Source organism: Wolbachia endosymbiont (group B) of Camptogramma bilineatum, assembly GCF_947251825.1.
Lineage (GTDB): Bacteria > Pseudomonadota > Alphaproteobacteria > Rickettsiales > Anaplasmataceae > Wolbachia.
In genome coordinates, this window is sequence record NZ_OX366391.1 from 1,523,101 (window position 1) to 1,545,044 (window position 21,944).

Below are 21,944 nucleotides of genomic sequence, written 5' to 3' on the forward strand. Positions count from 1 at the left end.
ATTGCCTGAACAGATACATAAAAAAGTAGTACTTGCAAGAAAGAGTTACTTAAGAAATTAATTGACTTTGCTATTTTCTCTAACATACCTAGAAGAAATAGATACATTATCTAATGCACTACTAATCCTAGTATTCCTTTCATTAATCGCTGCAGTTGGTTGAAAGGCAGCATAGATGATGTATTGCGGCATATCATTAATTTGTGCTAGAATAAAATTAATACATTCAATATTACCTTTATATATAGCAATGCCAAGTGGTATTAAGCTGTACGTCCGACCGTCTTTATAGTTTATAGTATTTTCAGTAGTCAGAATCTCTTGCAATATACCGCTATTTTGAGCCTGAGTTAAAATCGAATTAATATGTGCATGATTACCTTCATGTATAGCAAAGCCAAGTGATGTTAAGTTGTACGTCCAACCATCTGGAGAATATACAGTATTTTTAGCAGCAAGAACATTTTGCAATATACCACTATTTTGGGCCTGAGTTAAAATCGAATTAATATGTGCATGATTACCTTCATGTATAGCAAAGCCAAGTGATGTTAAGTTGTACGTCCAACCATCTGGAGAACACATAGTATTTTTATTAGCAGTAAGAACTTCTTGCAGCGTACCATTATTTTGAGCTTGTCTTAAAATAGTATTAATATACTCATTGTTATTTCTATATATAGCAAGGCCAAGCAATGTTAAAATGTATGTCCAATTATTCAGAATATCTTGCGATACAACATTATTTTGAATCATTGTTGAAATGTAGTTACAACATTCCTTATTATTTTCATATATGGCAAAGCTAATTGGTGTTAAAATATGCGTCAGACCATCTGAAAACTGTAAAATATTTTCAGCAATAAAAACGCCTTGCAGCATATCATTATTTTGAGCTTTTTCTAAAATAGAACTGATACATTCTTTATTACCTTTATATATAGAGAAACTGAGTGGTGTTAAAGCATACTCCTTAGTATTGAAATACTGTACAATATTTCTAGCAGCAAGAATATCTTGTAGTATTCCACTGTCCTGGGCTTTTGTTAAAATATCATTAATATATCTTGGCTTATTGTAATGTATAGCAAAGCCAAGCGATGTTAAGGTGTATATCAGACTATCTTGATAGTTTATAATATTTTCAGTATTAATAATCTCTTGCAGTGTACCGTTATTTTGAGAATGTATTAAAATAGAATTAACGCATTCGTCATTACATTTGAATATGGCGAGGCTAAGTAGTGTTAAAGTGCGTTCCCCACCTCTTGGAAATTGTGTAGTATATCCTATTGTAAGAACTTTTAGTAAATCATTCTCTGAGGCTACTTTCAAGATATTACTAATTCCCTCACCATTTGATATTACCTTTTTCAACTTAAAATGCAAATTTCGTTGTGCTTGTGTTAAGTTGTTATCATTTAGCATATTCTTGTAACCTCGCTTTAAAGTCAGTGCAGTTTAATTATTCTATGTTAGTATACACCAATAGAAAAAATTTCATCATATGTTCTGGAAAAAATTTACACAGGTTAATGAGGAAATCGTAAGAGAGAGCCTAAAAAAGGTTATAGAGAAGAAAAGTGGTAAGAATGTTGGTGTAGTATCCTCAATTGTTATTAAGGGTAAAGATGTTGCTTTTGCTCTTGAAGTTACTGAGCCAAATGAAGAATTAAGAAAAAATTGTGAGCAAGCTGTTAAGGCGATACCGGGAGTAGGAAAGGTTACTGTAGTTGCTACTGGTCAAAAACAAGCTAGGCAACAAAAAGCTAAACTTCATATCGAAGGAGTGAAAAATATAATTGTCGTTGCTTCTGGTAAAGGAGGTGTGGGTAAGTCAACAGTTGCACTAAATCTAGCTCTTTCGTTAGTAGAATTAAAACATAAAGTTGCGCTAGTTGATGCAGATATATATGGTCCTTCGATTCCTAAAATGTTGGGCACTGAGAAATTAAAACCAGAAATACAGAGTGGTAAAGCAATGCCTATAGAGAAACATGGTCTCTATACTATTTCAATTGGCTATTTTATTGATAAGGACCGCGCAGTAATATGGCGTGGACCTATGATCACAAAAGCACTTTACAATTTGCTAATGGGAACAAGGTGGTCTGATATAGAATATTTAATCATTGATACACCGCCTGGCACTGGCGATGTACATTTAAGTCTGATGGAGAATTTTAGTTTAACTGGAGCAATAATAGTTTCAACTCCACAGGAGCTTGCTTTAGTCGATGCACAGAAAATTTATGATATGTTCACAAAGCTCAGCGTGCCAATTATCGGCATTGTGGAAAATATGAGCTATTTTGTTCAAGATAATTCAAAAATACACATATTTGGAAAAGGTGGTGCAAAAAAAATGTCTGAAGAGCTGGGAGTCAAACTCTTGGGCAGAGTTCCTCTAGATCCGCAAATATGTAGTGCTTCTGATTGTGGAAATCCTTCAATACTAAGTGAGGATTTAGTAAGGATTTATGAAGGCATTGCTAAAGATGTTAGGTCTTTTGTATGTAGTCTATAAAGTTTTTTAAACTACTTTTAAAATAGGTAGAATGTAATTTTAGGTGAATAAAATATTTCAAATGGCAGCAGCGACCTCGTATCTGAACAGACAATAGACTTCTTGGATAACTTAAGAAACAAGTAGTAGAAGCAATATTAGGGAAGGTATAAATTTTGAGCAGGTAAGTAAACTTGATGAAGAGAAGCTTCGAAGACTAAGAGGAGTAAAAAGAAAAACATTGGAAAAATAATAGAAATTTTAATAGAGGAAGAGGCCAAGAAAAAGGCAAGAGGAGGAAAACCAAATATATTTATTAATAGCACTCGAATATTTGTGTAAATACCGTACATATTTCCATATAGCGCAAATCTATCGAATAAGTGAAAGTTCTTGCTAACGGCTGAATAGAAGATGCATTGATAAAACATCCAGATTTCAGGAAGATAAAGAGCTATTAAAGTTAAATAGGAGTATGCAAAAGTTTTATAAAAAGGGAATGTTCAACTCCTATGATTATTGTCCAGTAGAAATTTCAAATTTTGTAAAATCTTTAAAAACCCAGTTATTTTTAAGAGTGTAGAAAATAGTTATAAGAAATTTTCTAGCAGTAGCAGTTATAGCCTTAGCAGAACCACGCTTCTTTTTTATATGTTCATAAAAGCTTTTCAAGTAAGGACTGTAACGTACAGCAATCCAAGTACATTGAACTAAAGAAGTACGCGCTATTTTTGACCCTCGTTTGGTAATTCTTCCAATTGTACATTGCTGATTAGATTGAGAAACTCTTGGTACAACTCCAAAATATGCAGTAAGTTTCTCAGGTCTACGGAAATCATTAATGTCTCCGATTGTTACAATAAAAACAGCTGCAGAAATTGGACCTATTCCCTTTATGCTGATAAGATTGCTGAACCCAGGAAGTTGTTTAGCGAAAGCTATAATTTCCTTTTTAAGCTTTTTAAGGCTTTCTCGGATAGCTTCTAAATGATAGCTAATCACTTCAATTTCAACTTTTTCTAAAGGATCCCAATTATGCTTTTGAGTAGCACGTTCAAATCCTACTTTAGTTGTAAGTACTTCTTTTTTAATTTTTATTCCATGGTAATTAAAAAGACCATGAACTTTATTGATTAAAGATACCCGTGACTTTACTAACTGATCTCTCATTTGAAGAAGAGAAGCTAACTGCTGGCATTGTTTGTTTTTGCACCTTGCCTCAGGCAACATATCTTTGCTGAGAAAGAAAGCAATAGCTCGTGCATCATGCTTATCTGTTTTGTTCACAGAGCGACGAACAACTTCAAACTGCCCAGGAGCAATTATTACTATGCGTTTAACGTAAGGTGAAACTGCATCATAAAAGAAACAGCTGTTACCTGTTGCCTCTATGGCTACTTCATCTGTTTCTTGAAGATCTTTGGTGAAATTATCCAAGTCTTTTAAGCGAAACGTTTGAATATGCTCAGGTTTCCCTTCTTGTAAGTAACAAACAGTAAAACTATTGGTATGTAAATCGACTCCAATGTGACGCATATTTTTTCCTCCAATTGCATATTTCAATATATCAGAGTAGAATATTGCCGGTTGTTCCAAACTCCTATACGAGGTCATCACATTTTGTGAGCCTCACGATGATTTTCGGTGGCAGGGGCAGTTAATCTCCCCCACGAAGTCTTCTCTTTCTACTCCCTGGGCAGAAAGTGCTTCAGAAAAACATCCAACCTGCCACCTATCCACTCTGAGAAGTCATTATCTTCTCTTGCTTCCAACCAAGCAATACTTATTCATACCATCTCCCCCATAGAAGATCAAAAAATATCCTTAGGTTATCCAAGAAGTCTATTGTTGGTAAACATAAAAGGCTATTTGCCTTTTTATCTAGTTTATGCAGGAGGTCTATATTTATTGTTGAGTGTGATTTTAGGCATTTCTGCTAAAACGCAACTTTTAAATCGCCAAAATTTCTCCTTGCCTTTACTAATTCCGATTCTTGGAGTGCACACATAATCTGGTTTGAGGTGATATTCATAGAGACAAAATTCATGACTTATAGTAAGGTCTTGTTTATTATGTTCTTTTGTAATGTTTAATTTTTTGCACAGTATGCCTGGCCCGCCTAAATTTGCTTCAAGCGGTTCAGTGAGCTTTAATCCTCGTATTAACACTGCTGCTGGGAATCCTTCTGCTTCTGTTACAATATTTAGACAATAGTACATTCCATATATAAAATATACGTACGAAAACCCTGGCGTACCAAACATTACTGAGGTTCGATTAGTATAGCCTCTTGCTGCATGACAAGCTGGGTCATCCATTCCTATATACGCTTCAACTTCAGTTATTATTCCACTAAAATTAGAAAATTTCAGCATCTTCCCTAGCAGCTCCCCAGCTACGGTTAAAGTTGGCCGTTCATAGAAATTTCTTGGTAATATTGTGTTATTCATCATAGAAGTACAAGTTACTTACATTTGTAAGCAACTTGTACTATTTTTGCTTTTTCTTATTTATTTAGTCAAGAGCATCTCTGAGAAGTAGAAGTTGGTGTTGTTGTCACATTTGTTACATCTGTTGAAGGCTGCTGTAAAACCTTGACTGATTCAGAGCTCTTTTGTTGCAATTGCGGTACTAACGCTTCATATAAAGATTTTGGCTCACGTCTCTTACCTATTTTGACTTCTTTATTTGCACGCAACTGCTCTGCAGTAACACCGTTCCCTTCAAGGAGAGTTACACCGTTCTTACCGTCAATGTTAACTTTAATTTTGCATTCTTTTCCATCAACATACCACTTTAAAGTCATTTCATATAACCCACTAATTATTTCATAAACTCTTTCCTCATTATCACTATCATTATTAATATAGCAACATGCCCCTCTCTTTTTTTCTTGATTAGGATGACAAAATGTAATTGTTCTTACACCATACTCTTTACATATACTACCGCCTAGAAGTTTAGCTATATCTGCTCCTTCTTTATTGGCATGTAGCACAACTCTTACGGTAGGATAAACAATATTACCTTCCCTTTTGCCTTCTTTTATCATTATGGACTCTATGGTATATACCTTCGATATCTCTGCCTTAATTTGGTCAGCAATCTTGCCTACAATCTCTTTACCATGATAGTGAGATTCTCCTTTCTTCGGAGAAAAAGGTTCTTTGTTCGTAATATTAGTGTCAGAATCATTCTGTAACTCAAAGAATTTATCCCATTCTTCATCACTGTCTAATTTGATATATCCACGCTTGTCCTTGCCTGATACTGCATTCTGAATACTAGACGATCCTTCTGTTACAGTTGTACCAGAGCTATTGCCTTTACCTTTTAGAAGAACAAGATGCTCTTCTGACCTTTCTTCCTTACTCAACTTTGAAGCTGCATCACCAAAAGAAGGTTTCTCTACTATATGCGTGTAAGAACTTTTAACTCGACTCTCATTATCAGGTACTGTATTAGCCCACAAAAGCTTTTTAATATAATCTAACATATGCCACCTCTTACCATTAACTAAATATCAGTATGCAAACTTTGCTATAACCAATCAATAACTAAATTTACTCCAAATAAAATAAGCTGATAAAAAGGTATAAATTGAGATTAGGTAAAGCTTTTGGTATAATATCTAGTTAATTTTGAATAGGCAGGTGATCTCAGCTACAAAGACGTTTTTTATCTCATTTATTTTTGGGTTTATTCTCTTTCCCTATTTTATAAAACTTCTAAAAAAGATAAGTAAAGATGGACAACCAATCAGATCATATGGACCAGAAAGTCATTTAATAACAAAAAAGAATATACCACCTATGGGTGGAATAATAATACTAACTTCTGCTTTATTACCAATCCTGCTTTGGACTCAATTAACACCAGAAATTTCATTACTGGTATTTATAACTCTATTTTTTGCTCTACTTGGATTTATTGATGACTATTTAAAATTGAAGACAAATCACCACCGAGGTTTAAGTGCAAAAACCAAAATACTTATTCAGTTTGTCGTTACTCTGGTCTGTATGTTTATACTTAAGCTACAATCTGCTGAAGGTTTTACAAAAATTTCTCTATTTAGAGAAGTAGCAATCGACCTTGGCTATCTATATCTTCCGTTTGCTGCATTTGTTATTGTTGGCTCTTCTAATGCTGTGAATCTTACAGATGGCCTAGATGGCCTTGCTGCAACTCAAGCCATTACTTCCTTTGCTTTTTTGGGGCTAATTGCATACATCACTCAGACAGATGTAAACATTACTTTATTCTGCATTGCATTTATAGGAGCTATTTTAAGTTTCTTGTGGTTTAACACACATCCAGCAAAAATATTTATGGGTGATGTTGGAAGCCTATCAATCGGTGCAGCTTTAGGACTCATTAGTGTTCTAATTAAAAAAGAAATGCTTTTTGCCGTTATTGGAATAATCTTTGTAATAGAGACTTTATCTGTGATTATTCAGGTATCATATTTTAAATATACAAAATTTAGATATGGAGCAGGAAGAAGAATTTTCCTTATGACACCAATACATCATCACTTTGAAAAGAAAGGGTGGTCAGAAAATACAATAGTTATAAAATTTTGGATAATTTCTATTGCTTGTTCGATTTTTGCTTTAACTTTCTTATTATAGGAATTATGAAATATCCAGACTTTTCATTAGAAAATACATTATCAGGAATTATAGCAGGAGTAGATGAAGTTGGAAGAGGTCCGCTTGCCGGTCCAGTGATATCTGCAGCTGTAATATTTACTGATAGAGATACGGTTATTGATGGAATAAACGACTCAAAAAAGCTAACCCCTAAGTGTAGGCAAGTTCTATACGAAAAAATAACGTCTGTTGCAAAATTTGGTATAGGAATGGCAAGCGTAGAAGAAATAAACTCATACAATATTTTGCAAGCAACAAAGCTTTCAATGAAACGTGCGTTGGCAAACTTGAATCTAGAACTAGATTATGTGCTAGTTGATGGTAATCAACCACCTGAAGTAAAATGGCAAGTAAAATCTATAGTGAATGGTGATAGCTTAAGTATATCAATCGCAGCTGCTTCAATCGTTGCAAAAGTTACAAGAGATCGGCTTATGGAAGAATTGCATAATAAACATCCTCAATATAATTGGTATAAAAATAAGGGATATGGAACAAAAGAACACCTCAGCGCTATTGGCCTTCATGGAATTACGAAGCACCATAGAAAGAATTTTGCACCTATAAGAATACTATAGCCTTTAATCACTTACCTTTTTTGAAAGGTATGTTTTCATTAAACAGGCAGACTGTACTTGATCCGTTTCTTAAGGTAAATACCGAGCTTACTCTTTCAATTATCAGGTAGTCATCAACTGTACGAAAATTTATCAAGGATTCATATCCTGCAGAATCAACCATAAAAACTGCCGGGAAATCAGAGTTTATTTTATTAAATTGTAGATATGTAAATTTTCCGTCATCAAAAACCTTAATTGGTATTATTGATTGACTGCCTTTAACGTGCGAGATGGAATAGTTAAAATTCAAGCCTTTCTTTATAACCTCAATATCACTTATATCAGGGATAGTGGTATGACTAGCTTGCTCTAGAATATCACCGTTACTCGTTGAATAAATTTCATCACTGTTGAACAGTGGATAAAGAAACCTTACTTCATATGCTAACCTTGGATCATCTAGCCCGTTTGCTTCTTCAGCATGAAACTCGAAATAATAAACTCTTTTATTGGTAATTATAGTTGCATTAGTATCGGCAATATCATCTATAGGCTTAATAAATAATCTATTACCTTGAGGAAGGAGTTGCCAACCGGTTGCATCACCCATTGAAAGACTCTCTATTACCTCCCCTGGCTCAAACAATATGCTGGATTGATAACCATAAAAGCCCGTGTACTTATGTATAGCCTGTGGATTATAATTCATTACCTTTATGTGGTTATCACCAGCTATTGGTCGTGGTTCCTGTTTTGCAAGTGCATCACCACCACAAAAAAATAATAGTGCAACAAAGAGTACCCTAATCATAGTATCAAAATAAACTGATCTTCATTTTATCATTGATAGACATGCACTGCAACTGTTAAGCTATCCCAGTAGTAAGCGACAGAAAATGCAAGCTTCATAATAATTCATTACTGCAGGAAAAAGGGGAGTGTTAAATAAACTGTGTCAAACCTCCATTTTTTGTTTCTATTTTATTTTTACTTCTCGGTTTGACACAGTTTATTTAACACTCCCTGCAAAGAAATTAACTACAGATTTTATGTCTAAGTTACTCCACAAAATTTTTCCTTTCCTTATCCAAGATTCAAATTTATAGTATCGATTCCTTTTTATGAAATATGAAGCCACCTCAAGTTATAGTTAAGCCTATATTCAGTGAATTACTTTCACAAGTGCAATTGATTTTAGTGTTATACTGTTCTAACAGTAAAGAAGTCATATAGATAATAATGTCTTTTGTATCTAAACGAATATCATTTTTTTTTGTTAATTTGCTCACTAATAATGTACTTATTGATTTATGTTCATTTACTACTTTTATAGTGAGTAGTGTTTTATCTTCTGTTTTAGTCAGCAAAATAGACACTAATTCAATTTGTGCCACTGCACTGATTATAGTTATCACCATATTGGAAATTATCTTATTTATTTTTTTAATTAAGTTTTCTGTAGGACATTCACTTACTCTCCACTGAAGCTTTACTTTTTTTTTAATAAATAATTTTCTATATTGGATTTAGTCTTAACAAAGCTGCAATTATCTGATGAATGAGAATACGCTTGCTTCATAACTTTATATTTATATATTAAATCATCGGAGCTTTCTTTAAGCAATGACAATGCTTCGTTTTGCATATTAGGGTTGTTTTCTTCAAGCTCTTCCAATCCACCCACTATTCCTTGCATAGAACTAGCAAAATCATGAAGAATTCGTCCTGATAGGCATTCTGTTATTAACATTATGTTTTTATTCATTGGATAAAAGTATAAATGATTTAAGTTAACCCTATATTGGTAGGCATGTAGTAGTCAATTTAAGAGAAAGTTTCGTTGCGCTTTTTGTGTCAAAGCATTAATGTAGTATTAATAATTATAAGATTTATGAAGGCGTTATGAATACTTATGCTAAATCCGGAATAGACCTTAAACTATATAATGAACTAATAAAAAAAGTTAAACCTATTATTGAAAAGACTAAAGGAGAAGAAGTAATTAGTGAAGTAGGATCATTTTCTGCATTGTTTGACTTTTCTTCGCTGAGTAAGAAATACGACCATCCAGTACTTGTTTCCTCAACTGATGGAGTGGGCACAAAACTATTAATAGCTCAAGAGGTGAATAAGCATGATACTATAGGTATAGACTTAGTTGCAATGTGTGTAAATGATTTACTTGCACAAGGAGCAACACCTTTATTTTTCCTTGATTACTTTGCAACAGGCGTTTTAAACAAAAACGTTTTATTGTCTGTAATCCAGGGCATTGCAGAAGGGTGCAAGGAATCTAAAATAGCATTAGTTGGTGGAGAAACTGCAGAAATGCCTGGAATGTATGGTAATAATCACTATGACCTTGCAGGGTTTGTGGTTGGTGTTGTTGATCGAAAGCAAATTCTTCCAAATTGTAGTATAATGAAAGCAGGTGACTGTGTAGTTGGTTTAGAATCAAATGGAATTCACTCAAATGGATTTTCTTTGGTGCGCCATATTTTTAAAAGCTTAGGTATAAATTATAATGATATATCTCCATGGAATAATAAATCTTGGGGTGAAATATTACTTAAGCCAACAAAGATATATGTTGATTCTTTGTTGCCTATTATGCCAAAGGTAAAAGGCATTGCGCATATAACAGGTGGCGGGTTAATAGACAATATTCCAAGAATTCTCTCAGAAAATTTATTTGTAGACATAAATATTAATTCTTGGAAATGGCCAGATATATTTTTATGGCTGAAAGAAGAAGGCAAAATAGAAAAGAGAGAAATGTTAAAAACATTTAATTGCGGCATAGGTATAGTACTGATTGTAGATCCCGATAATATGAAGGATGTGGAAAGCCATTTCCAAAAGCGTGGAGAAAAAATTGAGATTATTGGAAAACTTGATGAGGCATGTAACCCTCCACTTGATAGAGTAGTATTTAGTTAGTCTAACTTTACTGACAGTCTTTTTGCAACTTCTGAGTATGCTTCCTTTAAGTTTCCTAGATTTAAACGGAAAACATCTTTGTCTAGCTTTTTATGCGTATTTTTATCCCATAGCCTACAATTATCAGGGCTGATTTCATCGGCTAAAATGATTTTAGTGCTGTTGTTTATCAATTTGCCAAATTCTAACTTGAGATCAACTAAATATATATTTGCATTTAAAAATAGGTCGACTAAGATTTTGTTGATCTTTAAAGTTGTAGTTTTAACTTCTTCCATTTCTTTATGGGATAACCAACCAAAATATAATATGTGATTTTCATTCACCATTGGGTCGGCTAGGTCATCATTTTTGTAAAAAAACTCGATTATAGGAGATGTAAGTGTCTCACCTTCTTTGATATTAAAACGTTTGCAAAAGCTGCCAGCTGCAATGTTTCTAACCACTATCTCAAGAGGTATTATCTTGAGTTTTTTGACTAGCTGTTCTCTTTCGTTTAGAGTGTTTATAAAGTGCGTGCTAATTCCTGCTTCTTCAAGCTTTTCCATGATAAAAGCACTAACATGATTATTAATTATTCCTTTGCCCTCAATAATTTCATATTTTTCCTTGTTGAACGCTGTAACATCATCTTTAAAGTACTGTATAACAGTTGATGAGTCTTCAGTTTCAATAATGACTTTGGCTTTACCTTCGTATATCGTTTTATTCAGTGACATATTTAATTTAACTATGTATCATATCAATTTACTGTTCTTAGAGTATAGCCCCAAATAACTTAAAATAAACCTTAATGGCGTTCAATGTTACAATATTAACCATATTTCCAGAAATGTTCCCCGGATTTTTGAACTATTCTCTTGCTGGAAGAGCGTTGAAAAAAAAAATATGGAATCTTGAAATAGTAAATATTCGTTCTTTTGCTAAAGATAAACATTCAACTATAGATGATGTTCCATATGGAGGTGGAGCAGGGATGGTTATGCGCCCAGATGTGATTGGTAATGCAGTTGATAATGTGCTTTCTGCTCATAAAAATACTAGATTTATTTATATGACTCCATCTGGTACAAAATTTAATCAGAGCATTGCAAAGGAGCTAACAGAAATTCCTCATGTAACAATATTGTGTGGTCGATTTGAAGGTGTTGACCAAAGAGTAATTGATGTGTATACTCCTTATGAGTTAAGTATTGGAGATTATATACTTTCGGGAGGTGAGCCAGCTGCAATGGTGGTTCTTGATGCATGTATTAGGCTTCTTCCAGGTGTAGTAAATAATTTCGATAGCGTTGCTGAAGAAAGTTTTAGTTATAGTGGTGGTATGCTTGAATATCCTCAATATACTAGGCCTGAGCAGTGGAGTAGGTACAAAGTTCCTAAGGTTCTGTTGTCTGGCAATCACAGAAAAATAAGTGATTGGAGAAGGGAACAGTCATATGTTAGAACAAAGGAACGTCGACCTGAATTGTTGAATGGAGATGATAAATGACAAACTTACTTGAAAAATTTAACGAACAACAAATACAAAGGTTAGCCAAAGAGATGCCAGCTTTTTGTCCTGGCGATGATTTGAAGGTCACTTTTAAGGTAGTTGATAGTATGGGTGAGCGTATACAGATATTTGAGGGCGTATGTATATCAAAAAGAAATCGTGGATTACACTCTTCTTTTTCAGTTAGAAAGGTAAGTCATGGAGAAAGTATAGTATCACAATTTTTTGTTTACTCTCCTGCATTAATTTCAGTACAAGTGATAAGAAAGGGAAAGGTCCGTAGAGCAAAATTATATTATCTGTGCAAGCTATTTGGGAAAGCTGCAAGGATCAAAGAACGTACTACTTATGTTAAAAAAAAATCTAAGTAGATACAATAGGGAGTGATGTCAATTGTATCATCTCAAAACTCTCTCTTATTATCCCAGTGTGTGGCGCACAACTGTACGTTTGCCTCCCGCTGTGATGTCATCCCAGTGTCAATCACTGGAAAAAGGGGAAAGTTTTTTCAAATCCTCATGTAAAGAAAAGTAAATGGGTATAATAAAGAAAAACTTCCTTAAGTTACTTCAATCTAAGCGCGTACATGCTCGTGTAAAAAGAAAAAATAAAAAGAACAACATTTTATGCTTTTGCTCTTTTACAGCACTGATTGTCTCAATTGGGTGTCCTATATGTATATTACTAAGTATATTAGTTAACTCTTACAGTGCTTTAACAGTAACGAAAATTTTATTGCCAGTTGAAATAAATGCTGATCTTATTTTAACTAATAATCCTGGTGATTTACGATATAAGTCCATTAGACTACTCAATAACTCTTTACATAAAGTGTTTGAAGGAATTGACTTTAAAGACAGTGACGAAATTTTAAGTCGTAACTCTTACAAGGAGCTAGAGAGGTTTTTTCTTAAGAGAGTAAAAAATAGTGGTGAATATGAGATTTGGTTTACCGCATCGAGTGTGATCAATTCACTATATAAAAATAAATGTTTGAATGATCATTATGCTAAATTACTTGATTGGTTAAAAGAGAAGGGAAGAGTAAGAAAATTTTTTAATAAGTCTCTGTTTCTTAAGTCTGATTCTTGTGAGCCTGAGAATGCAGGGATTTTAGGGGCATTTATCGGTTCATTAATGACAATTATAGTATGCTTAGCGTTGGCATTGCCAATAGGAATTATGTCAGGTATCTGTCTTTATGAATTTATGCCTAGAAATAGGCTAATAACCAGTATTGTAGAAATTAGCATGAATAACCTTGCTGCAGTGCCTTCGATAATATTTGGTGTGGTAGGACTGACTCTCTACTTGGGCATATTTGGTTTACCCCGTTCTTCACCGCTTGTTGGCGGGATGACTCTTTCATTTATGATGCTGCCTAACATTATTATTGCAACAAAAAATGCCTTTACAAACGTTCCTATTGCAATAAAAGATGCAGCGTTTGCGCTAGGTGCACCTCACATCAAGGTGATATTGGATCACTCTTTACCGATTGCGTTGCCACGGATAATACATGGTGCAGTGCTTGCAATTGCAAGGATTTTAGGCGAATCTTCCCCTTTACTTATGATAGGCATGGTAGCATTTATTGCTGATACACCTACATCCTTCTTCGATCCGGCAACTGTTTTACCTGTACAAATATACATATGGTCAAGTAGTCCTGAAATTGCATTTATTGAGCTTGCTGCCATTGCAATTATAGCTTTATTGTTAATGCTATTTGCTTTGAATTTAATAGCAAATTTTGTAAAAAGAAAGTTCGAGTTTTTTGATTCATGAAAATTACAATCCTATCTGGTTATGGCTTAAATTGCGAAAAAGAAACTGCATTTGCATTTATGGAATGCAGCAGAAAGCTTGGTATTAATAATATTGAAGTAAAAATCGTTCACATTAATGATATTATAGATAATCCAAGTGAACTAAAATTAAGCAATATACTTGCAATTCCAGGAGGTTTTTCCTATGGTGATGATACTGGTGCTGGTAATGCATTTGCTTTGCGTATAAAAAACAACTTGTTAGACGAATTTCAAAATTTCTTATCTCAGGATAAGCTTATTATAGGGATATGTAATGGTTGCCAGATATTAGTAAAATTAGTTCCAGAATTCTCTAATCTAGCTTTAACCTCTAATGATATAGGTAATTACCAATGTCGTTGGATTAGAGTGAGAGTTAATCCGCAGAGTAGTTCTGTTTGGCTACGGGGCCTGAGTGAGCTATATCTTCCTGTTGCTCATGGAGAAGGCAGGTTTTTTATGGATCAAGATATTTTAAATCAATTGATTAAAAATAATTCCGTTGCACTGCGTTACGTTGATGAAAATGGTGACTATGCAAATTTACAATTTCCTTACAATCCAAACGGATCTATATACGACCTGGCAGCTTTGTCAGACAAAAGTGGTAGAGTTTTAGCTTTAATGCCTCACCCAGAGAGAGGAATATTTTTTACTCAGCAGGACAACTGGCCTCTTGAAAAAGAAAAATGTAAACGTTCAGGAGTGGCTATGCCAAAATATGGTGATGGAATGCTCATATTTGAGAATGCACTAAAATATTTTGCGTAAGTATTACAATACGTTACATACAACAAGTTTTAAGCCATAAAAAGTTACTTTCCTTGTTATGACAATAAATCCTTATCTTTGATCTGCAGAGTAGCTTTCTCTAACGTTAGGGATATAATTGTTTCACTTTCCAATTGCTTTTCTCAACAAGAGTATATCTAAATCTAGTGTGTCTCCTATATTCACCTTCTTGCCAAAATTCAATTACCTTTGGGATTACGCAAAATCCCACCCAAAAGTCAGGACGAGAAACTTGTGTATTGTGAAATTCTTTCTCTTTCAATTCTATAGCCTGCTCAAAATCTTGCCAATTTTTCAGAACTCTTGATTGTTTTGAGCACCACGCGCTAATTTGACTATCACGTGCTCGAGAAGAGAAATATTCGTCAGCCTTTTTGCCGCTTAGAAGCCTAACTTCTCCTTCAATTCGTACTTGTCTAGAAAATTCTGTCCAATGAAATACGAGTGCAGCTTTGGGGTTCTCAGTCAATTCTTTTCCTTTTCTACTGTTTACGTTAGTAAAGAACACAAAACCTTCTTTACTATACTCCTTTAGTAATACCACTCTTGCAGATGGAATGCAGTCTTTGCTACACGTTGCTAGCGTCATTGCAGTTGACTCTTTACACGGAAAATTAAGTACTTCTTGATACCACTTTGAGAACAAATCAAAAGGATCTTTTTCAGGTGAGAGTGTCATATGCAAAAATAAAATTTAATTCTGACATGCATTGCAAAAATAAGTGCTACGACCATTTTGTCGTATAAGTGTTATGATATTGTTGCAGATTCTGCAAGGTTTTTGCACTTTACCATATACGTAAAAGTTATTTTGAAAGTATCCAGCAGATCCAGATGGTTGTGCATAATCTTTCAGTGTTGAACCACCAGCAGCAATTGCATCACTCAGAGTATTTTTTATTTCGATAGCAAGTTTTTCGCACTCTATATATGTTAAATCTTGTGCTAGCCTAAGTGGTGATATTCGAGCTCTAAATAAGCTCTCAGAAGCATATATGTTACCTACGCCAACTATTAGCTTATTATTCATTAATACTGATTTGATATTTGCTTTTCTGTTCTTTAGCAACTTCTGTAAATAATTTCCGTCAAATTCATCTGTGAGGGGTTCTATTCCTAGGTTATTAAAAAAATTTAGTTCTTGCTCTCTGTTTAAAACAATCACTAATCCAAACCTTCTTGGGTCATTAAAGATTAGTGAAGTGTTGTCAGAAAATAAGAATATCACATGATCATGTTTGTTCTGTGCTTGATTGTCTTCAGCATATATAAGCTTTCCGCTCATGCCAAGATGTATGATTACAGCCATACTAGCATCTATATTCGAGATTATATATTTACCTCTACGCTTGATATCATTTATAACTTTGCCCTTTAGCAAATCATCAATATTTTTTGTTATTGGTACACGCAAATTCCAATTATTGACTGTAACATTGCTTATTTTCTTATTTTTGATTTTATCAAATAAGAAGTTAGAGATGACTTCCACTTCTGGGAGTTCTGGCATGATACCTCCTTCAAAACTTAAGTTTCTGATGGTAATTTTGTTGTTAAAGCTTCCTCAAATACGTTTGGGTATTCTGCGGCGCTTTCTCCTAAAAATTCCTCACCACAAACAAATTTTGGAAGGGATCTGCTTTGTCTACTCTGTTGCTGTTTTTTTCTTTTTAGAATATTTTGCTTTAAAGCTTTTGCCAATCTTTTTCTCTCTTCTTCTTTTTCCTTATTTTTTTTCATGTTATTCATTATCATAATACGTGAACTTGCCGTTGTAGCTCAGGTGGTAGAGTACGTCATTGGTAATGACGAGGTCCCAAGTTCGAATCTTGGTAACGGCAGTTTAGAGGACGATATTCATAAAGTCAATCCTCTAGATGCTAATTAGATTATAGAAAAACGTCTAGTAAATACCTTTTATACACTACCATTAAGCTGCTTTTTCAGTATTACTATTCAATAATACCTGCCGTAATTTTTCTTTAGAAAATCCATGCATTAAAAGAAATTGTATAATCCTTTGCCAAAAATCCCTCACAATATACTGAAGGATTATTAAAACTTACGTTGGCAGGGTTAAACCTGTTACCATAACTTCCCCCACCACAAATATTTTCATAACAACACTGCTTACAATCGTCAGGCCTGTTTTCCATATCACTCAAAAAGTTATTAAAAAATTTATCTGATAAGAACTTAGCCCAACTAGTATTGCTTATGTTATATTCAACAAACTTATGAGGGACACATGTTCTCAAATCATCTAGTGGGCCGAGATTACCATTATTGGAAACACATATTAACGTGTAATACAAAAGGACTTCTTTTGCCAAATCCTTCAACTCTTGAATAATTACCGTAAAATAGCTCTAATGAAAAGTTATATAGAAATTTCTCTATCCTTTTTATGATAGTTCTCAGTCAGGTCTTCTTTTATCTTATCTGCCCAGCATATATTACCATGCCCTCCACCATCTCTATCAAACTGACAATGGCTACTGTGATTATTTCTACCATGAAAATTACCTGAAAGTTTCTCTATTCTTTTAAGTATAATACTACTACTAACTTGACCAATATTAACGCTAAGACGCTCTAATAATAAATCCACTTGTTTTTCTTCGTCATTTACCATAATTACTTTGCTTTAAAATAGCAAAGTTTAGGTTTACTATAGCTTTTGTCAAGCATTTATCTGAGCTATTTATATATTGGAATGCTACTCGTCATTTTATTTGCTTTCAAATGTATAACTTTCGGTATCTTGTTTTTAAGGACTTTTAACTTAATATTACCACTATTAAAGTCAATACTATAACACTTTAGTTCTTGACCATTCTTGAGTCCCATATTATTGCAATCACTACCTAATTTAACCCCACGTATCTTTTGTAGCTCTAGACTTCTGGTTAAGTTAAAGCATATATCACTATACTTATCAGTATCTTGGAAAGTTAAATTTTTATTCAGTAATCTACTGGGTAATAAACTGAGAAGTATGCTAGAATCTCCTATAGAGGCTATGATATCTTTTATAAAGGACTCTGATAAGTAATGTTTTAAATGACTTGCAAATAAGTCAACATTAAAATTAACTTGCTTTGAAGTCGCTTCATTTATTATTCTATTTATAACATTTAATAAGTTATATTCTCCATTACTAATCTCATTTAATTTCTCATCAATTATCATTGCAAGAATAAAACCTCTGTTATAGCTCAACATGCTTATGTTTTGATCGAGTAAATGCTTTTGATTTATTTTTTCGAAATCAATATTAGGTATTAAAGAATTAAAATACTCTTTTAAAGTAATATTAATTATTTTTAAGTACTCATCTTTATCAATAAGTTTCGTGTCAAGTAAGGTTTTCACTCCATAAAATTCCGTAAATCCTTCAAAAAACCACTTATATTTTATTTCATTTTTCTTATCGTTGTCTTGCTCTATTATATGTCCTATATATCTGTGAATTAATTCATGTGATATCACTCTAGTATAATCTTTGATATTTTTTTTAAGCTTCCCTCAATAATTACATAGTCCTTTCCTGCAGCACCTGTAGTTCTACTAAGATTGGGATTATCAACAAGTACTATATTATACGGCTTACTTTCTAGTATGAATAAGTTATCTTGAGCTAAGATAATTTTATTAATAATATTTACAAGACTGATACTATTATGAGCATTGGTATAAAGCTTATTTCTTTTATCAAGATCAAAACTTCTAAAATTGTCAGTTCTAATAATTTTTTCTATATTATCAAAAGGTTTTCTAAAAGGTAAAAAATCAGGTAAGTTTTTTAAATGTGATGAAGAGTTATCTAAAGTAATAGCAGAATGCATATACTGAATGTATATAAGGAAAAAACAAATAATATAATTTAATAGACTGTGTACATTTTTAAGCTTAATGTTTGCCATAAATAAAACAGGACATTGAAGAATGTGTAAGTAATTACGATTAAGCAAATATAATTTATTGCTAAGTAGGTGATAAGGATAATTTTAATTATCTCTTTAAAACTTTACTCTTCCCATATTATTGAACACCTTATAATAAAGACTGAGAAAAAAGTTATAAAGGATTCCATATTCTTATCATCATAGCGCTGTTACTACAGTAATAACACTAAGAATAACTATAAGTTTCTTTGAATGATAGTTGAAGTTTGATTGAAATTTTGAGGCTATAAAAACCGCAGGTACCAGTTGGTTTTTATTAGCTAAAGTAAAGGTCAAGTATCTGGAATTCTGAACATAAAATCCCCCTATGAAAAAAAGATTAGAAAAAAATGCAGTGCACATACGACAGAAATTAAGTATGTGTGTATGCACCCACATACGCTGAAGAGGATACGCTACATTTTTTTATGAGTTTGATTGTTTAATAAAAAAAAGTCTGCAGACAAAGATAAATTTTTGAGCTCTAAAAGTATCTCTAATTGTCATTATAATCAGATTTAGAATATGCGGAAGTAATTTTTTAGCTATAAGAATATATTATAGAAAAAAGAACCCAAAAGTTAGCGTTATTGGTAATCCAACTTGGTGTAACGGCACTGTAGACCTTACAATAAAGACTGAGAGGAAAGTTACAAAGGAAGATTATCATGCTTCTTCCATATTCTTTCTACTTTCTTGTTTTTAAGTAGCTCTAATGCTTTGTGAAAGTGATGCCTTGTTTTACTTGGCACTATAATGTCATCAATGTATCCATGTGATGCAGCAAAAAATGGATTAGCAAATTTCTCTTTATATTCTTTGATTAACGTTTGCTGGTCTTTTTCATGCCTAAATATAATTTCAACTGCACTTTCAGGGCCCATTACAGCTATTTCAGCGGTTGGCCAAGCATAATTTATATCACCTTTTAAATGCTTTGAGTTCATAACAATATATGCACCACCATACGCTTTTCTAGTGATAAGGCTAATTTTCGGCACGGTCGCTTCAGCATAAGCGTAAAGCAGTTTCGCTCCGTGTTGTATTATATTATTGTATTCTTGATTTGTACCTGGCAGGAAACCTGGAACATCAATAAGTGTGATGATGGGAATGTTAAATGCGTCACAAAATCTTACAAACCTCGCAGCTTTTCTTGAAGAGTCAATATCCAAGCATCCTGCAAGGTGCATAGGTTGATTTGCAACAACACCAATAGTATTTCCTCCAATTCTGCCAAAGCCAATTATGATGTTACGGGCAAAATCGGGTTTTAGTTCAAAAAATTTCCTTTCATCACACACCTTTTCAATGAGTTCATACATATCATAAGGAGTATTAGGATTACTAGGAACTAGAGTGTTCAAAGATTCATCAACATCATCAATTAAGTCACAGATTGTTACAGGTTTTGGCAACTCTTGATTGTTTGCTGGCAAAAAGGTAAAGAATTCACGCATTTCTAGTAGCATTTCAACTTCATTATTGAATGCAAAATCTGCTACTCCTGTTTTGCTTGTATGAATTTTTGCTCCACCGAGGTCTTCTAAGCTTACATCTTCATAGGTAACCTTTTTCACTACATCTGGTCCGGTTATAAACATGTATGAGCTATTTTTTACCATGAAAGTAAAGTCAGTTAGTGCTGGAGAGTAAACTGCACCGCCAGCACATGGGCCCATGATTAGAGAGATTTGTGGTATAACGCCTGATGCATTTACATTCCTTTGAAAAATTTCTCCGTAACCAGCAAGGGAATTTACTCCTTCTTGGATTCTGGCTCCACCAGAATCGTTTAGTCCGATAATTGGAATCCTGGCATTAATTGCCATATCCATAATTTTGCATATTTTTTTTGCATGTGATGCACCAAGTGATCCACCAAAGACAGTGAAATCCTGAGAATAAACAAAAACTTTTCTGCCATAAATAGTACCATGGCCAATTACAACTCCATCACCTAAAAAATCAGCATTTTGCATGCCAAAATCAGTTGCGTGATGCTTCACAAACTTATCATACTCTTGAAATGAATTTTCATCGAGCAATATACTCAGCCTTTCTCTAGCGGTTAGCTTTCCTTTTTCATGTTGCTTGTTAACTCTATCAGGACCTCCTCCTTTTTCGGCTTCTAATGTTTTGATCTTTAGAGTTTCTAGTATTTCAGAGTCTTGCATGTAGTAAAATAACTTTCAAATTGGTTGTAAACTTTATTGAGCTTACAAATCCTATTGATTATACACATACACCGTTGCTGCATGCAACGGTGTATGTGTACGATAATTAATGCGCTAGCAATTTCTATTTAATATTTTGAGAATGCTGAGACTCACTAACATTCTGTGCACTTGTTACACCTGTTGATGGATTAATTGTTATAACTTCTCTTTCAATTCCTTGTAAGTTTGAAGCCCATGAGACCAATTTTGCTAAAGTCATGTCATTATATTTATCCATCTTCTTATTCTCATAATAGCCAATTTTTATTTTTACAGCTTTGTTTTCCTCGAAGTCCTCAGGACTTATATTATCACTTAAATCAGTACAAAATACGTTACCATTTTTACTAATATTTAAAGCAATACTGCAATCTCTATCACCCACTTTCCAGTTAAATTTATTATACAAGACTCATTTAGTATTTGATAAAGCCTTACACCATCATCACTTTGTGAAACACGCACCAACCTTTTATCTTCTGGAGATACCAATGTAAAAGCTCCAATTTTTGGATTACTATCCTTTAAGACTTTACCAGGAAATGAGTTATCAAATTTTAACTCACCTCTGCCTTCTTTTAACGATACCCATGCAGTAAATGATTTATCTTCTTTTCCTCTCAACCTCACATCTACAGAATCATTACCTGTATATTCAGCAATTCCTTTTCGAATTACACTCAGAAATTTCTTAGTTTCTTCATCATTGTCACTCAAAAAAAGCTCCTTATTTTCATGTGACCGGGATGGATCATTGAGATTCTCCAATGCTTTAGCTAAAGTTATATAGTTATATATACGTGTCCTGTTGTTATAAGGTGTCCCTAATTTATAAATTTGAGGAGTTAATTGAGCAACTTGATCGAAATTCATTATTAAAGTTTCATTTGCATTATGCATAGCCCTCCAATTTTACATAATAAACTTAAGATAAAATATCCTAATTTTAGGATAGGTATATAATCTATCAAGTCAATAGTTAAAATGAAAAATTTTGATTATAATCTATTATGTACAAA

General features: G+C 33.3%; 26 protein-coding genes, 1 tRNA gene and 1 pseudogene. 10 read left to right on the top strand and 18 right to left on the bottom strand.

The annotated features are described in order from the left end of the window. Positions 1-57 precede the first annotated feature (57 nt). Positions 58-1,428 (bottom strand): WD_0033/WD_0034 family tandem repeat-containing protein, encoded by a 1,371-nt coding sequence (locus OPR44_RS07790; protein WP_265014867.1) that lies wholly within the window; start codon positions 1,426-1,428, stop codon positions 58-60. Positions 1,429-1,507: 79 nt separating this feature from the next. Here OPR44_RS07790 and OPR44_RS07795 point away from each other — a divergent pair, with 79 nt between their 5' ends. Both OPR44_RS07795 and OPR44_RS08895 read left to right on the top strand, forming a co-directional pair. Next, positions 1,508-2,527: an Mrp/NBP35 family ATP-binding protein gene (locus OPR44_RS07795; RefSeq protein WP_264374522.1), complete on the top strand. Its 1,020-nt coding sequence runs from the start codon at positions 1,508-1,510 to the stop codon at positions 2,525-2,527. Between the two features lie 148 nt (positions 2,528-2,675). Beyond that, a pseudogene (locus OPR44_RS08895) lies at positions 2,676-2,903 on the top strand (helix-turn-helix domain-containing protein); the annotation flags it as partial. Positions 2,904-3,022: 119 nt separating this feature from the next. On the opposite strand, the gene OPR44_RS07805 reads toward OPR44_RS08895, so the two are convergent. The 3 genes from OPR44_RS07805 to OPR44_RS07815 all read right to left on the bottom strand — a co-directional run bounded on the left by OPR44_RS07805 (position 3,023) and on the right by OPR44_RS07815 (position 6,002). After that, on the bottom strand, positions 3,023-4,042 hold the full coding sequence (locus OPR44_RS07805) for an IS110 family RNA-guided transposase (protein ID WP_265015465.1): 1,020 nt from the start codon (positions 4,040-4,042) through the stop codon (positions 3,023-3,025). A 350-nt stretch (positions 4,043-4,392) separates the two neighbouring features. Next, positions 4,393-4,956: a DNA-3-methyladenine glycosylase gene (locus OPR44_RS07810; protein WP_214303133.1), complete on the bottom strand. Its 564-nt coding sequence runs from the start codon at positions 4,954-4,956 to the stop codon at positions 4,393-4,395. Between the two features lie 68 nt (positions 4,957-5,024). Further along, positions 5,025-6,002: a hypothetical protein gene (locus OPR44_RS07815; RefSeq protein WP_264377527.1), complete on the bottom strand. Its 978-nt coding sequence runs from the start codon at positions 6,000-6,002 to the stop codon at positions 5,025-5,027. 157 nt (positions 6,003-6,159) lie between these two features. On the opposite strand from OPR44_RS07815, the gene mraY reads away from it, so the two are divergent. Next, positions 6,160-7,140 (top strand): phospho-N-acetylmuramoyl-pentapeptide-transferase, encoded by a 981-nt coding sequence (gene mraY / locus OPR44_RS07820; RefSeq protein WP_265014868.1) that lies wholly within the window; start codon positions 6,160-6,162, stop codon positions 7,138-7,140. A gap of 5 nt (positions 7,141-7,145) precedes the next feature. Beyond that, positions 7,146-7,739, top strand: coding sequence for a ribonuclease HII (locus tag OPR44_RS07825; RefSeq protein ID WP_007302272.1), 594 nt, complete (start codon positions 7,146-7,148; stop codon positions 7,737-7,739). A gap of 7 nt (positions 7,740-7,746) precedes the next feature. Here the strand turns inward: OPR44_RS07825 and virB9 are convergent, their stop codons facing one another. The 3 genes from virB9 to OPR44_RS07840 form a co-directional block, all read right to left on the bottom strand. Then, positions 7,747-8,532 carry a P-type conjugative transfer protein VirB9 gene (gene virB9, locus OPR44_RS07830; RefSeq protein ID WP_265014869.1) on the bottom strand — a complete coding sequence of 262 codons (786 nt, stop codon included), beginning with the start codon at positions 8,530-8,532 and terminating at the stop codon, positions 7,747-7,749. A gap of 328 nt (positions 8,533-8,860) precedes the next feature. Continuing rightward, positions 8,861-9,247: a histidine phosphotransferase family protein gene (locus OPR44_RS07835; protein WP_320157113.1), complete on the bottom strand. Its 387-nt coding sequence runs from the start codon at positions 9,245-9,247 to the stop codon at positions 8,861-8,863. Then, positions 9,211-9,486: a hypothetical protein gene (locus OPR44_RS07840; RefSeq protein ID WP_012481935.1), complete on the bottom strand. Its 276-nt coding sequence runs from the start codon at positions 9,484-9,486 to the stop codon at positions 9,211-9,213. Before OPR44_RS07840 ends, OPR44_RS07835 begins: the two co-directional genes overlap by 37 nt. A gap of 137 nt (positions 9,487-9,623) precedes the next feature. On the opposite strand from OPR44_RS07840, the gene purM reads away from it, so the two are divergent. Next, positions 9,624-10,661 carry a phosphoribosylformylglycinamidine cyclo-ligase gene (gene purM, locus OPR44_RS07845; protein ID WP_006014063.1) on the top strand — a complete coding sequence of 346 codons (1,038 nt, stop codon included), beginning with the start codon at positions 9,624-9,626 and terminating at the stop codon, positions 10,659-10,661. On the opposite strand, the gene purC is transcribed toward purM, so the two are convergent. Beyond that, positions 10,658-11,380 carry a phosphoribosylaminoimidazolesuccinocarboxamide synthase gene (gene purC / locus OPR44_RS07850; RefSeq protein WP_265014870.1) on the bottom strand — a complete coding sequence of 241 codons (723 nt, stop codon included), beginning with the start codon at positions 11,378-11,380 and terminating at the stop codon, positions 10,658-10,660. The genes purM and purC overlap by 4 nt on opposite strands. A 74-nt stretch (positions 11,381-11,454) precedes the next feature. Here purC and trmD point away from each other — a divergent pair, with 74 nt between their 5' ends. From trmD to OPR44_RS07870, 4 genes are all read left to right on the top strand, one after another. Continuing rightward, positions 11,455-12,153, top strand: a complete 699-nt coding sequence (gene trmD, locus OPR44_RS07855) for a tRNA (guanosine(37)-N1)-methyltransferase TrmD (protein WP_265014871.1) — start codon at positions 11,455-11,457, stop codon at positions 12,151-12,153. Continuing rightward, a complete protein-coding gene (rplS, locus tag OPR44_RS07860; RefSeq protein WP_264375216.1) occupies positions 12,150-12,527 on the top strand; it encodes a 50S ribosomal protein L19 in 378 nt (125 codons plus the stop codon). The genes trmD and rplS overlap by 4 nt, the downstream gene beginning before the upstream one ends. A gap of 163 nt (positions 12,528-12,690) precedes the next feature. Beyond that, positions 12,691-13,944 carry a PstA family ABC transporter permease gene (locus tag OPR44_RS07865; RefSeq protein WP_264375215.1) on the top strand — a complete coding sequence of 418 codons (1,254 nt, stop codon included), beginning with the start codon at positions 12,691-12,693 and terminating at the stop codon, positions 13,942-13,944. Continuing rightward, a complete protein-coding gene (locus OPR44_RS07870) occupies positions 13,941-14,738 on the top strand; it encodes a phosphoribosylformylglycinamidine synthase subunit PurQ (RefSeq protein ID WP_265014872.1) in 798 nt (265 codons plus the stop codon). Before OPR44_RS07865 ends, OPR44_RS07870 begins: the two co-directional genes overlap by 4 nt. A 106-nt stretch (positions 14,739-14,844) precedes the next feature. Here the strand turns inward: OPR44_RS07870 and pdxH are convergent, their stop codons facing one another. The 3 genes from pdxH to OPR44_RS07885 are packed head-to-tail and all read right to left on the bottom strand — an operon-like array spanning position 14,845 to position 16,499. After that, positions 14,845-15,438 carry a pyridoxamine 5'-phosphate oxidase gene (gene pdxH, locus OPR44_RS07875; protein WP_265014873.1) on the bottom strand — a complete coding sequence of 198 codons (594 nt, stop codon included), beginning with the start codon at positions 15,436-15,438 and terminating at the stop codon, positions 14,845-14,847. Between the two features lie 15 nt (positions 15,439-15,453). Then, positions 15,454-16,269, bottom strand: coding sequence for a bifunctional DNA-formamidopyrimidine glycosylase/DNA-(apurinic or apyrimidinic site) lyase (gene mutM / locus OPR44_RS07880; protein ID WP_265014874.1), 816 nt, complete (start codon positions 16,267-16,269; stop codon positions 15,454-15,456). 17 nt (positions 16,270-16,286) lie between these two features. Further along, on the bottom strand, positions 16,287-16,499 hold the full coding sequence (locus tag OPR44_RS07885; RefSeq protein WP_265014875.1) for a hypothetical protein: 213 nt from the start codon (positions 16,497-16,499) through the stop codon (positions 16,287-16,289). Positions 16,500-16,527: 28 nt separating this feature from the next. On the opposite strand from OPR44_RS07885, the gene OPR44_RS07890 reads away from it, so the two are divergent. Beyond that, a tRNA-Thr gene (locus OPR44_RS07890) sits at positions 16,528-16,600 on the top strand. Positions 16,601-16,741: 141 nt separating this feature from the next. Here the strand turns inward: OPR44_RS07890 and OPR44_RS07895 are convergent. From OPR44_RS07895 to OPR44_RS07925, 7 genes are all read right to left on the bottom strand, one after another. Beyond that, positions 16,742-17,092 carry a hypothetical protein gene (locus OPR44_RS07895; protein WP_265014876.1) on the bottom strand — a complete coding sequence of 117 codons (351 nt, stop codon included), beginning with the start codon at positions 17,090-17,092 and terminating at the stop codon, positions 16,742-16,744. A gap of 47 nt (positions 17,093-17,139) precedes the next feature. Further along, on the bottom strand, positions 17,140-17,394 hold the full coding sequence (locus OPR44_RS07900) for a hypothetical protein (RefSeq protein ID WP_265014877.1): 255 nt from the start codon (positions 17,392-17,394) through the stop codon (positions 17,140-17,142). Between the two features lie 65 nt (positions 17,395-17,459). Next, a complete protein-coding gene (locus OPR44_RS07905; RefSeq protein WP_265014878.1) occupies positions 17,460-18,251 on the bottom strand; it encodes a M61 family metallopeptidase in 792 nt (263 codons plus the stop codon). Then, positions 18,248-18,607 carry a hypothetical protein gene (locus tag OPR44_RS07910; RefSeq protein WP_265014879.1) on the bottom strand — a complete coding sequence of 120 codons (360 nt, stop codon included), beginning with the start codon at positions 18,605-18,607 and terminating at the stop codon, positions 18,248-18,250. The genes OPR44_RS07905 and OPR44_RS07910 overlap by 4 nt, the downstream gene beginning before the upstream one ends. 749 nt (positions 18,608-19,356) lie before the next feature. Continuing rightward, on the bottom strand, positions 19,357-20,883 hold the full coding sequence (locus OPR44_RS07915) for an acyl-CoA carboxylase subunit beta (RefSeq protein WP_265014880.1): 1,527 nt from the start codon (positions 20,881-20,883) through the stop codon (positions 19,357-19,359). A 124-nt stretch (positions 20,884-21,007) separates the two neighbouring features. After that, entirely contained in the window at positions 21,008-21,310 is a 303-nt protein-coding gene (locus tag OPR44_RS07920; protein ID WP_265014881.1) for a hypothetical protein, read from the bottom strand. Then, positions 21,280-21,825 (bottom strand): hypothetical protein, encoded by a 546-nt coding sequence (locus tag OPR44_RS07925; protein ID WP_265014882.1) that lies wholly within the window; start codon positions 21,823-21,825, stop codon positions 21,280-21,282. Before OPR44_RS07925 ends, OPR44_RS07920 begins: the two co-directional genes overlap by 31 nt. Between the last annotated feature and the right edge of the window lie 119 nt (positions 21,826-21,944).

Excerpts from the sequence above, each read along its gene's own strand:
- OPR44_RS07790 (WP_265014867.1), bottom strand. The coding sequence starts at position 1,428 with ATGCTAAATGATAACAACTTAACACAAGCACAACGAAATTTGCATTTT.
- OPR44_RS07795 (WP_264374522.1), top strand. The coding sequence starts at position 1,508 with ATGTTCTGGAAAAAATTTACACAGGTTAATGAGGAAATCGTAAGAGAG.
- OPR44_RS07805 (WP_265015465.1), bottom strand. The coding sequence starts at position 4,042 with ATGCGTCACATTGGAGTCGATTTACATACCAATAGTTTTACTGTTTGT.
- OPR44_RS07810 (WP_214303133.1), bottom strand. The coding sequence starts at position 4,956 with ATGAATAACACAATATTACCAAGAAATTTCTATGAACGGCCAACTTTA.
- OPR44_RS07815 (WP_264377527.1), bottom strand. The coding sequence starts at position 6,002 with ATGTTAGATTATATTAAAAAGCTTTTGTGGGCTAATACAGTACCTGAT.
- OPR44_RS07825 (WP_007302272.1), top strand. The coding sequence starts at position 7,146 with ATGAAATATCCAGACTTTTCATTAGAAAATACATTATCAGGAATTATA.
- virB9 (WP_265014869.1), bottom strand. The coding sequence starts at position 8,532 with ATGATTAGGGTACTCTTTGTTGCACTATTATTTTTTTGTGGTGGTGAT.
- OPR44_RS07840 (WP_012481935.1), bottom strand. The coding sequence starts at position 9,486 with ATGAATAAAAACATAATGTTAATAACAGAATGCCTATCAGGACGAATT.
- purM (WP_006014063.1), top strand. The coding sequence starts at position 9,624 with ATGAATACTTATGCTAAATCCGGAATAGACCTTAAACTATATAATGAA.
- purC (WP_265014870.1), bottom strand. The coding sequence starts at position 11,380 with ATGTCACTGAATAAAACGATATACGAAGGTAAAGCCAAAGTCATTATT.
- trmD (WP_265014871.1), top strand. The coding sequence starts at position 11,455 with ATGGCGTTCAATGTTACAATATTAACCATATTTCCAGAAATGTTCCCC.
- rplS (WP_264375216.1), top strand. The coding sequence starts at position 12,150 with ATGACAAACTTACTTGAAAAATTTAACGAACAACAAATACAAAGGTTA.
- OPR44_RS07865 (WP_264375215.1), top strand. The coding sequence starts at position 12,691 with ATGGGTATAATAAAGAAAAACTTCCTTAAGTTACTTCAATCTAAGCGC.
- OPR44_RS07870 (WP_265014872.1), top strand. The coding sequence starts at position 13,941 with ATGAAAATTACAATCCTATCTGGTTATGGCTTAAATTGCGAAAAAGAA.
- pdxH (WP_265014873.1), bottom strand. The coding sequence starts at position 15,438 with ATGACACTCTCACCTGAAAAAGATCCTTTTGATTTGTTCTCAAAGTGG.
- mutM (WP_265014874.1), bottom strand. The coding sequence starts at position 16,269 with ATGCCAGAACTCCCAGAAGTGGAAGTCATCTCTAACTTCTTATTTGAT.
- OPR44_RS07885 (WP_265014875.1), bottom strand. The coding sequence starts at position 16,499 with ATGAAAAAAAATAAGGAAAAAGAAGAAGAGAGAAAAAGATTGGCAAAA.
- OPR44_RS07900 (WP_265014877.1), bottom strand. The coding sequence starts at position 17,394 with ATGGTAAATGACGAAGAAAAACAAGTGGATTTATTATTAGAGCGTCTT.
- OPR44_RS07910 (WP_265014879.1), bottom strand. The coding sequence starts at position 18,607 with ATGCATTCTGCTATTACTTTAGATAACTCTTCATCACATTTAAAAAAC.
- OPR44_RS07915 (WP_265014880.1), bottom strand. The coding sequence starts at position 20,883 with ATGCAAGACTCTGAAATACTAGAAACTCTAAAGATCAAAACATTAGAA.
- OPR44_RS07925 (WP_265014882.1), bottom strand. The coding sequence starts at position 21,825 with ATGCATAATGCAAATGAAACTTTAATAATGAATTTCGATCAAGTTGCT.